Genomic DNA, 9153 nt, shown 5'->3' with positions numbered 1-9153 from the left:
CTGGATCTCTATGAGGACAGGCCCGTGCCTATGATCAAGCGTATCTTGAGGGATATGGGCATCATAGAGACGGCCGCAGGCACTCCTCCAGGGGAACAGGACCTTGGGGACGCCCCAGGCAAGCTAAGAGAACTGATGGAGCGTTTTGGGGATTATACCTAGTGTCCATCCATAAATGAGAAAATTTGTGCAAGGTCAAGGAAGGCGAAAATTTTAACCGCAGGAATACATTGAAGTATTTCGAGGATTAAAATTTGAGTCTGACGCAGCCTGGTCACGCCGTAGCCTTGGCGAAGGCGGAAGATTGGGCAAAAGGGGACGTTTTTCAAAGGTCTCGTATCGGAGGAAAGCCAAATGCCCGCGCCACCGGAAAAGAAGGCTTTTATGGATGGGCATTAGGAGGTGCCGGGCGATCCTTCTCCCCCACCCTCCCTGTCGGCACCTGTGGCCTGCTCGTGCATCAGAGAGGAAAAGAGGACTTTCTGCTTGCCTTCATCCATAGGGGCGGCGGCCTCTGAGAACTCCCTATCCAGTTCTTCCGTCAGCGCCCCTTTAAGGAGATAGCGTTCGAAGATAGGGTTGAATTCCGTCCAGGCCCCTTCCCTGCGGTCCCTTTCCATGAAATGGGAGATCCCTTTCACCTTGGCATCCAGGTCGTCGATGATATGGAGCACAAAGGCCTCAAGAAACTTGGGCCGCCTGGGTGAACCGAACTCATATTCTCCGTGGTGGCTCAGGATCATGTGCTTGAGCTTGAGTGCCGTCTCCTCGGGGAACCCCCTCATTGCTGAAAGCTTTTCCTCAACCATGGCTACCCCGAGCACGAGATGCCCCAGGAGACGACCTTCACCCGTGTAGTCGATCTTCCGATCGAAATGAAATTCCCGCACCTTTCCCACATCGTGTAGAAAGGCCCCAGCAAGCAGAAGTTCACCATCCAGCTCTTCGTAATGATCAGAAACCACCCGGGCCAGGCGGCAGACGGAGAGGGTATGTTCGAGCAGTCCTCCCAGGTAGGCGTGGTGGAAACCCTTCGCCGCCGGGGCCTCCTTGAAAAGAGCCAGGAAATCGCGGTCGGACAGGAAACGATCCACGAGGCCCCTCAGGTGCCCGTTTCCCAGTGTTTTGAGGATCTCCTTGAGGGCCTTCATCATCTCCCCGGTATCCCTGGGCGAGGACTCCAGGAAAATCGTCCTGTCCTTCACTTCCCCGGGTACCGCAAGGTCGGAGAGGGTCAGTTGAATCTCATCACGATAAGTCCCTGCCCTTCCTTTGACCTCCAGGACATCACCTTCCTTGAAGAGGGGAGAGAGGGTATCCACTCGCTCCCAGAGCTTGGCCTCCACTTCGCCGGTTTTGTCAGCAAGCCTCAAGCTCAAAAAAGGGGTCCCATTGCGGGTAACCCCCCTTTTCTTCAGTTTGACCAGGTAAAGGTCATGAATCCGGTCGTTTTCCTTGATGTCCTTGATCCAGAGGCGGGTTTTCTCCTTTGTCATACTTGTATCGTCTGTCATGGTGTTTTTCTTGGTTAGTGCCCATCCATAACGGCCTTCCTTCCATTCTCTCAGGTCAGGCTCAAACCCGGGATCCGCCTGGAGGGTGAAGAATCGTCCCTACGCGCGATAAAATTTTTCACCTTCCCCTCCGGGCCGGAGGCTTGAGACCTTAAATAAAATCACCTACTTCATGGATGGCCCCTAGTTCATTTGTGATGAAGGAGACTTGTCCGCGGGTTTTCACCCTGAAAAGCAACCCTCCTCTTAAAGGGTGAAGGCCGTAAACCTTCACCCGTGCCGTGATCCATTGAGTCTCTAGTCGTCGAAATCTCCTTCCGGTCCTCTGTCCCTTGTGAGCATGGATGCCCTTTCTCTGTACTTTTCCTCTGTCCAGTCCGCCGGGTTCTCGATCCTGCCCACCTTCGGTCCCAGATCATAGCTCCCTGCTTCAAGAATGGCCTCCAAGGCAAGGGGAGCCGTATCCCCGGCATTGAAGACATCGGTCAGGAGTTCATAAACAAAATCCTCCACCCCCTTGGCCATTCTCTCCCGAATTTCCCTTGGCTGGGCCAAGAGGCGGTTTTCGAAGGGAAGATTGAGTTTCTTGTAATTCCCTCCCTTGAGGCCTTTTTCCTTGGCATAACTCACTATTTCATTCCAGAGGTCGTCCGTCATACCCTGATCCGGAATTTTTACGAATTCACCATTCTCATCCAAATAAGCGTTCCCGAATTCATTGACCTTCACCCCCCAACTGATCATTTGGAGGGCTGTGGCCACATTGGCCTTGGTAGTAGCCGTCTCCTGGACGATCAGCCGAAGTCTTTCCGAGTTGTTCCCCGAGGTGCCATGCTGCGCCCCGGAAACCTTATAAGGCTCCAAGGCCTCATGGATTTCCTTGGTCAAAGGGACCTGGATACCGGCATCGCTGGCCTCTATTCCATGGGTGGTGCCGTTGTTTAAGGCGATCCAGTCCGGAAAAACACCATGGGCGTTCAATCCCTGAATCAGGAAAAGGGCCTCCTCCTTTGTGGACAATCCTTCCTTTCCTTTGATCTCCCCCACCTCGGTCTCATAGCCCGCCCACTTGGGAACAAAAGGACTCAGGGTGAGGTTGGCTTTCAGATTATCGGCATCCTGAAGATGTGACGCATCAATGGCGATGGAGGTGATGCCTGCGTCAAACATGGAAGGGATTTCGGTTTTGGCCGCCTCCAGGTCCTTTTCACTCTTGATACCGTAATGGTCCGCGTGTACGGCCACGGGGATCGTAAGCCCGAGTTCGTTGCATACGGCGTCGACCTGCCGGGCCAGGTTCCAGAAATTCACCGCGCAATAGGCCGACGGCCCTCCCTCGGATTTGGCAATTTCAATGATTACGGCCGCATTCGCCCTCTGGGCCGCCCGGAGGGTTCCTCTGATCACGAAATGGTTTCGGCCGTTCGCAGCGATGGTCATGGCCTTTCCCTTGGCCTTCATGGCGCGGTCGATTACCTTGCCGCTTACAATCAAGGCTCGGGAATTAGGAAAAAGCCGCCGGATATTCGGCGGGCGTCCGATTTCAAGCGCTTTTTCAAATTCCGGAGTCGACTTTCTTGTTTCCTCTGACATGATGTGCCTCCTTTCACCTGACGGTCCTGTTGGGTGAACCACCGGATCTGCTCTCCATAATGGAATGGAGGGAACCGAAAGGCGTTTGCCGCCCGGTTCTAAAGCTTTTCCCAGTAAGGCGCACTTCCAGGGGGCAGACCGCGGGGCGAAAATGCGAAATCCATCTTAACAAGGGGCCGAAGAAGCGTCAATGCGGGAAGTCAACGGAACTACCCATTCCCGCTTTTTCCTGAATTGAATTCGTCTTTAAGGGCATGGGGGTCTTTATCTTCGCTTCCGAATCTTAACAGCCCTCAACAGCGCTTCTTTCACTTCCTCGAGGTCACGACCAAAAACAACGATCCCTTCCCGGTGCCCTCCCATGACAAAGATTTTCCCTTGCAGGACATCCGTTTCTTTAAAAAGCCGCATCACCTCAAAGGCCATCTCAGGAGTGCCGTAACCCGCCGATGCGGAGGTCGTCGGGACCCGCCCAAGCAAACTTTCCCATAGTTTCAGATCGTGGATGTGAACGACTGCTCGGATCGCGGGGACTGAGTAATAGACAGCGGCATGGGTCATGGACTCGGAGGAGGCCCTTGCTCCCCCCCGGCAAGTGAGCGCATTTCGCTCGAAGTCCACCGAAAGGACCAAGCTGAAATGCTCTTCCTTCAGCCTTTTCAGCCTTCCCGTTCCGGAACCTGTGATGATGAACCAGCCGGGATCCTGGGTCCTTATACTGATGTTCCCGAATCCGACCCCATTGCCATAGGCCCCGATCCATCCCTTTCGATACAACCATTTCCGGCACCGGTTAAGTTCCCTGACGGATTCCGCCGGGAGAGGCTTCCCCTCTATCCAGGTGCACTGGAACTTGATGATTCCTTCTTCATCCATCGCTCCCTCGACCCGGCCTTCCTTGGCCAAAAGGGCCGAAGGATGGAGGGCTTTCTTTTCATCATCCTTCTTTCTTTTAACATTCATTTTCAAAAACCGGGACGTCCCGTTCCCTTTACTTGAGGCTCTGTTTTACTCTTCCTTACGAAATGAACCTGGTAAATGGATCCAGCCACACCCCTCCTGAGGCTCCCCTCTCCGAGCGAGACCTTTGAAAAACGCTCCCTTTTGCCCAATCTTCCGCCTTCGCCAAGGCTACGGCGTGACCAGGCTGCGTCAGGCTCAAATTTTAATCCTCGAAATACTCCAATGTATGGATGCTTGTCCCGCTTGATATCCCAAGCGGGGCGGTTAAAATTTTCGCCTTCCTTGACCTTGAACAAAATTAAACGTTTTTCAAAGGTCTCCGAGCAACGGGGCATCCTGAGTGGAATTGTGACAAAGCTCGATTCGCTTTCGCACAAAAGCGCCTCAATATAGCCACCTCGCCATCCCTCCATGTGTACAAGGTATCCTGTGGCGAAGGCGAATGAAAAAAAGAGGCTTTCCGGATGTTTTCATTCTATATCGTGAATCACGTTTGTCCAAAATAGAATTTTCGAGTTCAACCCGAGGCTGGCGTAGCTTGCCCGCCGCTGTCTGGCAGGCCTCCCAACAGGTCACTTCCGAAAAGATCCACATGCCCCTTCTCCCGGTGGTGCAGGCAGTGGTTTTCAGGTGAAACACTTGATCCTGGAAGGGCGTGCGAAAAGGCCCCTTGTCATTCTGGTTCAAGAGAGTCAGTTACAGTTGAAATTCTCGAGTGCCAAGGCTTAACGCTTTTGATCTTTTTCTCCTTGGAGGGAGGGTTCGAGCAAGGGCCGATGGCTCCTTTTCTGAAGTGACTGGCGGGAGGGCGCGCCGCAGCTCACGCTCTTCTTAGAGCGGGAGAATGCGGAGGGGGCCGGTGTCCCCCGCTGATAAGCCGCTGAAAACACCAGCCCGGGAGCCTCCGAACGAAAGAAAAGGCGCCAGCGGCCTTTTGGAGATCGGTACCGAATTGAAGTACGCACCGGGTGTTATGGAAACGGAAGGGGCATGGGGATCTTTTCCTCGTTCCCGGGTCTCACGGCCTGGTCATTTCAAGGGGTTAGTGACGGGGGAGTCTTGCCCCCTCCGCCGTTCTCCCGCTTTTACAAGCGGGAGCCGGGGCTTCCCTCATCCCTAACCCCCTGAAATAACGAAGGTTTACCTGCTGCTGTCTGGCAGGCCTCCCAACAGGTCACTTCCGAAAAGATCCACATGCCCCTTCTCCCGGTGGTGCAGGCAGTGGTTTTCAGGTGAAACACTTGATACAGAAATTCCCCCGGGCAAGCCCGCCAAACTGCAGCGGGTAAGCCACACCAGAGGCGGGCAGGCCCAGAGGCGCCATCGGCCTTTTGGAGCATGATATCAAATTGAAGTACTCTCCAGATTAGATTGCAGGGGCTTCGAAGGAACTCCGAACCCTTTGCCTGAAGCGGGAAATTTCTATCGGAATCCAAACCAATCCTTGTAGATAAAACTTATCCATATGGTCATGGACACGTTGAATTCAACGGATTATTATAAAGCTTCAAAAACATCGAATCCGGCGAACCTGCCGGGGGCTGATTTTCCCATGGGGAAGAGCGCCAGCACCATTCCCGACGGACCTGAACCGCCCAAACAGGAACTGTATGCATGGATGAGAGAGAATACGAACAGGGATATGCTAATTTTCACAGGGGACTCAACCGAATCCTCAGGAACCGGGATGTCAGGGCCTTCAAGACTTACATTGCCCGGCATCCGGGTCAGGCGGGGCGTCTTTCCCATTGCCTCGGCCTGAGTGACGAGCTTGCGGAGATCGAAATGTACAAAGCCATCCTGGTCCGATCCGCATTGGAAGACCTCCATGAGGAGGCCCGGGGATGGCTGGAGGAGAGGAACATCGCACCTCCATCAAGGGGTGCTGGGAGAGGAAAACGGAAAGGCAGGAGACATTTCAAGAAGAGAGGGAAAAAGACGAATGAACGCAAGTGAAACACCGCCCTGCTCTATCTTCATCGACAAGGAAGGACGATGGTTTTTCAAGGGGATCGAAATGGTCCGCCGTGATTTCATCCGCATGTTCTACCAGCAGATGCAGGCGGATTCCGAGGGCCGGTACATTATAACCCTTGCAGGAGATCGGTGTATCGTGGAGGTAGAAGATACACCCTTCGTAGTCTGGAGGACAATCGTCAAAACAGATGATTCCCTGGGAAAACGATACGTCCTTTATCTCAGCGATGAGAGTGAGGAAGAGCTAGACCCTGAAACCCTGTTCGTGGGGAAGGGGAACGTTCTTTATTGTAAGGTCAAAGCCGGGATGTTCCCAGCCCGATTCAACCGGGCGGCCTATTACCAACTCGCCGAACACATTGAAGAAGAAAACGGCAAGTACGTGATCACCTCACAAGGGAAGAGATATTTGATCGGGATTAAGACCTCCTGAGGCGGGGGGGAATAATTGCGAACTGCAGGCGGAAACACGCCCCTGAAGGAGCATACTACACATCCCTTGTCTCAGCTCCTGCAAATCCCCCCAAGAGGTCACAGATCACTCAGTATTTCGATTTCAGCCTTCTTTCGAAGGGCATTGATCCAATCGCTCAACAAGGCTCCCTGCTTGACCCGGAACAGGGTGGCACGGTATCGTTCCTTTTCCTTTTCGAATTCTTCCTGGTCGGCCGCCTTGTATGCCTCCCAGCGGATCACATAGACCCCCTCCTCATTCTCGAAGACCTTTTCCGGGTAAGGATGGTCTTTGTCAAGACCAAAGGCCGCCTCCTGGAGGTCGGAGGCGAATCCAATCGGATCAATAGCCCCAATCCGCTTGAAAAAAGTCGTTTCCTCTGCAGTAAGTCCCTTCTGGGAGGCGATCAACTTTTTCCAATCCTTCCCATCCCTGGCCTGCTTGAGGAACGCTTCAGCGGCCTTCTTTGCCCTCTGGCTGGCAAGGTATGCCCGGAAATCCTTCTCGACTTCACCTCGCACTTCCTGAAGTTCAGGAAGGTAAGAAGGTTTTTTGTCTGCTACCTGAAAGATGTAAAACTTCTCATTGACCTCCATGAGATCCGTGATTTCCTTTTTCTCAAGAGAAAAAAGAGTTTTTCTCAATTTCGAATCACCACCGATCTCAGGAATAGGTTCGTTTTCAGCAAAAAAGTCCGTGCTCTTTACCGGCACATGGTGCTCCTTGGCATACACTTCAAGGTCCACGTCGTATGGCATCTGATCAATCAGGGCCAGGGCCTTTTCATGGGCGAAATCGGACCTTGCAATCTTCCCCAATTCATCAAGAATCTCCTGGCGCACCTCCTCCAGCTTTTTGGTCCTGGGTTCCCGGATATCCTCCACCTTGATGATATGGAAACCAAAGGAAGTCCTGACCAATCCACTGATCTCGCCTTTCTTCAGTTTGAAAGCAGCCTCCTCAAAAGGCTTGAGCATCTCCCCTTTTGAAAAGTACCCGAGATCCCCCCCTTTGTCCTTGGTGGGGCCTTCTGAGAATTTCCTGGCCAGAGCCGCAAAATCCTCACCTTTTTTCGCCCTTTCAAGTATCTTCGCGGCCTTTGCCTTGATCTCCTTCACCTTGTCTTCAGGTGCATTTTCATCCAACTTGAACAGGATATGGCGGGCCCTGATCTGCTTTTTCACCTTGTATCGTTCAATGTTGTCGTAATAGTAGTCCTTGATCTGCTGGTCGGAGACAGTTATCTGGTCCCTGTAACGGTCTGGATCGATCTCGATGTAAACGATTTTGATTTTCGCAGGAATACGATACTCGGACCGATGTTCCTTGAAATACTTCTCCATCTCTGAAGTATCTAATGAAAGAGAGTCTTCAAAGTCCTTGGGGGAAAACTTGACAAAGGCGACCTTCACCTGTTCGTTGGCAAAGGTGTAATAATCCTGCACTTCCCGGTCGGTCACCAACAAAAAAGAAGAGATGAACTGTTGCACCTTTTCCCGGAGGACCTGCCTGGCTATTTCAGCCTCGAATTCCTCGGGTTTCATATGGTTGTTCGCAAGGAGCGAACGATAGCGGGCCTCATCAAAGCGGCCCCGGAACTGGAAGACGGGGTAAGAGAGAATCCTCTTCTGTACTTCCTCATCCGTGACCTCCAGCCCGATTCGCCTGGATTCCTGGCTGATGAGTTTTTCAGTGATCAAGGTATCCAGGGCCTGTTTCTTCAACCCCAGGCTCTTGATTAAGCGGTCGTTCCAGAACCCCTTGTATTGTTTCTGATAAGTTTCCAGGAGATTTCGAAAGGCTTTCTGGTATTCCACCCGGGTGATCAATTCACCGTTCACAGTGGCGACTTTCGCTCCCTCTCTGGAGGTAAAAGAATACCCGAAATAGAAAATAAACACGATCGCGATGATGGCGATAAGAATTTTGATGAGGTATGATTTGGCATGCCGCCGCATCAAGCTGAGAAGCATCGGGGTTCCCTCCAATTCAGGCTTTTTTTACTCCAAAGGATGTGGAGTCGATACGTATGCCGCGCGAATCGGGTCGATTCGGGCAGCCCTCGCTGCGCCAAGGCTATAACATGATCAAGGCCCCATGTCCATTGGATTTTTCCAATCAAAAAGGGGCATATCCGCCCTCCCGGTATACCTAGTGTCCATCCATAAATGAGAAAATTTGTGCAAGGTCAAGCCTCCGGCCCGGAAGGCCTACGCCCCGGAGGGGAAGGCGAAAATTTTAACCGCCCCGCTTGGGGGCCAAGCGGCAGAGGCACCATACATTGAAGTATTTTGAGGATTCAGATTCCCCGGAGGCAGCGGAAAGCAGGGCTGACATTGCCCTGAATCAGGATAGATGAAGGGACGAAATCCGCAGTGCCTGTCCGCCGGTATCTGGCGGGAGCGGAGCCATGGACGGCGGAGCGCCTGCCCGCCGGCTTTCTGGCGGGAACATAGCGAGGAGAACATGTCAGATCCTGCTTGAAGCGATAAATTCTATAGGGCTTTAAGAACTTCAAGGATTAAAATTTGTCCGCGCGAAGCGACGACTCCCCACCCAACGGGTGGGTCCCCGGTTTGAGTCTGACCTGTCTGCCGTGCCTGCCTGTCCCGTTGGAACGGCAGATAGGCCCGGCACAGGCAGGCGCAGAGA

The 9153-nt window shown here is 52.9% G+C and carries 6 protein-coding genes; 2 read left to right on the top strand and 4 right to left on the bottom strand.

Annotation, left to right across the window (positions count from 1 at the left end; all coding sequences use genetic code 11):
* Positions 1 to 395 precede the first annotated feature (395 nt).
* From JRF57_16035 to JRF57_16025, 3 genes are all read right to left on the bottom strand, one after another.
* On the bottom strand, positions 396 to 1496 hold the full coding sequence (locus JRF57_16035) for a CRISPR-associated endonuclease Cas3'' (protein ID MBW2305207.1): 1101 nt from the start codon (positions 1494 to 1496) through the stop codon (positions 396 to 398).
* A 315-nt stretch (positions 1497 to 1811) separates the two neighbouring features.
* Positions 1812 to 3107 carry a class II fructose-bisphosphate aldolase gene (locus tag JRF57_16030; protein ID MBW2305206.1) on the bottom strand — a complete coding sequence of 432 codons (1296 nt, stop codon included), beginning with the start codon at positions 3105 to 3107 and terminating at the stop codon, positions 1812 to 1814.
* A 264-nt stretch (positions 3108 to 3371) separates the two neighbouring features.
* Positions 3372 to 3983 carry a class II aldolase/adducin family protein gene (locus tag JRF57_16025; protein ID MBW2305205.1) on the bottom strand — a complete coding sequence of 204 codons (612 nt, stop codon included), beginning with the start codon at positions 3981 to 3983 and terminating at the stop codon, positions 3372 to 3374.
* A 1701-nt stretch (positions 3984 to 5684) separates the two neighbouring features.
* Here JRF57_16025 and JRF57_16020 point away from each other — a divergent pair.
* Positions 5685 to 6026, top strand: coding sequence for a hypothetical protein (locus JRF57_16020; protein MBW2305204.1), 342 nt, complete (start codon positions 5685 to 5687; stop codon positions 6024 to 6026).
* On the top strand, positions 6013 to 6480 hold the full coding sequence (locus JRF57_16015) for a DUF1285 domain-containing protein (protein ID MBW2305203.1): 468 nt from the start codon (positions 6013 to 6015) through the stop codon (positions 6478 to 6480). The genes JRF57_16020 and JRF57_16015 overlap by 14 nt, the downstream gene beginning before the upstream one ends.
* A 98-nt stretch (positions 6481 to 6578) precedes the next feature.
* On the opposite strand, the gene JRF57_16010 is transcribed toward JRF57_16015, so the two are convergent.
* The gene (locus tag JRF57_16010; protein MBW2305202.1) at positions 6579 to 8474 is read right to left on the bottom strand and encodes a SurA N-terminal domain-containing protein; all 1896 of its coding nucleotides are present in this window, start codon (positions 8472 to 8474) and stop codon (positions 6579 to 6581) included.
* Positions 8475 to 9153: the final 679 nt, after the last annotated feature.

The sequence above is a fragment of the Deltaproteobacteria bacterium genome, assembly GCA_019310525.1.
Classification (GTDB): Bacteria; Desulfobacterota; DSM-4660; order Desulfatiglandales; family HGW-15; genus JAFDEE01.
The sequence above is the reverse complement of the archived record's forward strand: the minus strand, read 5'-3'. Positions and strand labels throughout refer to the sequence as shown.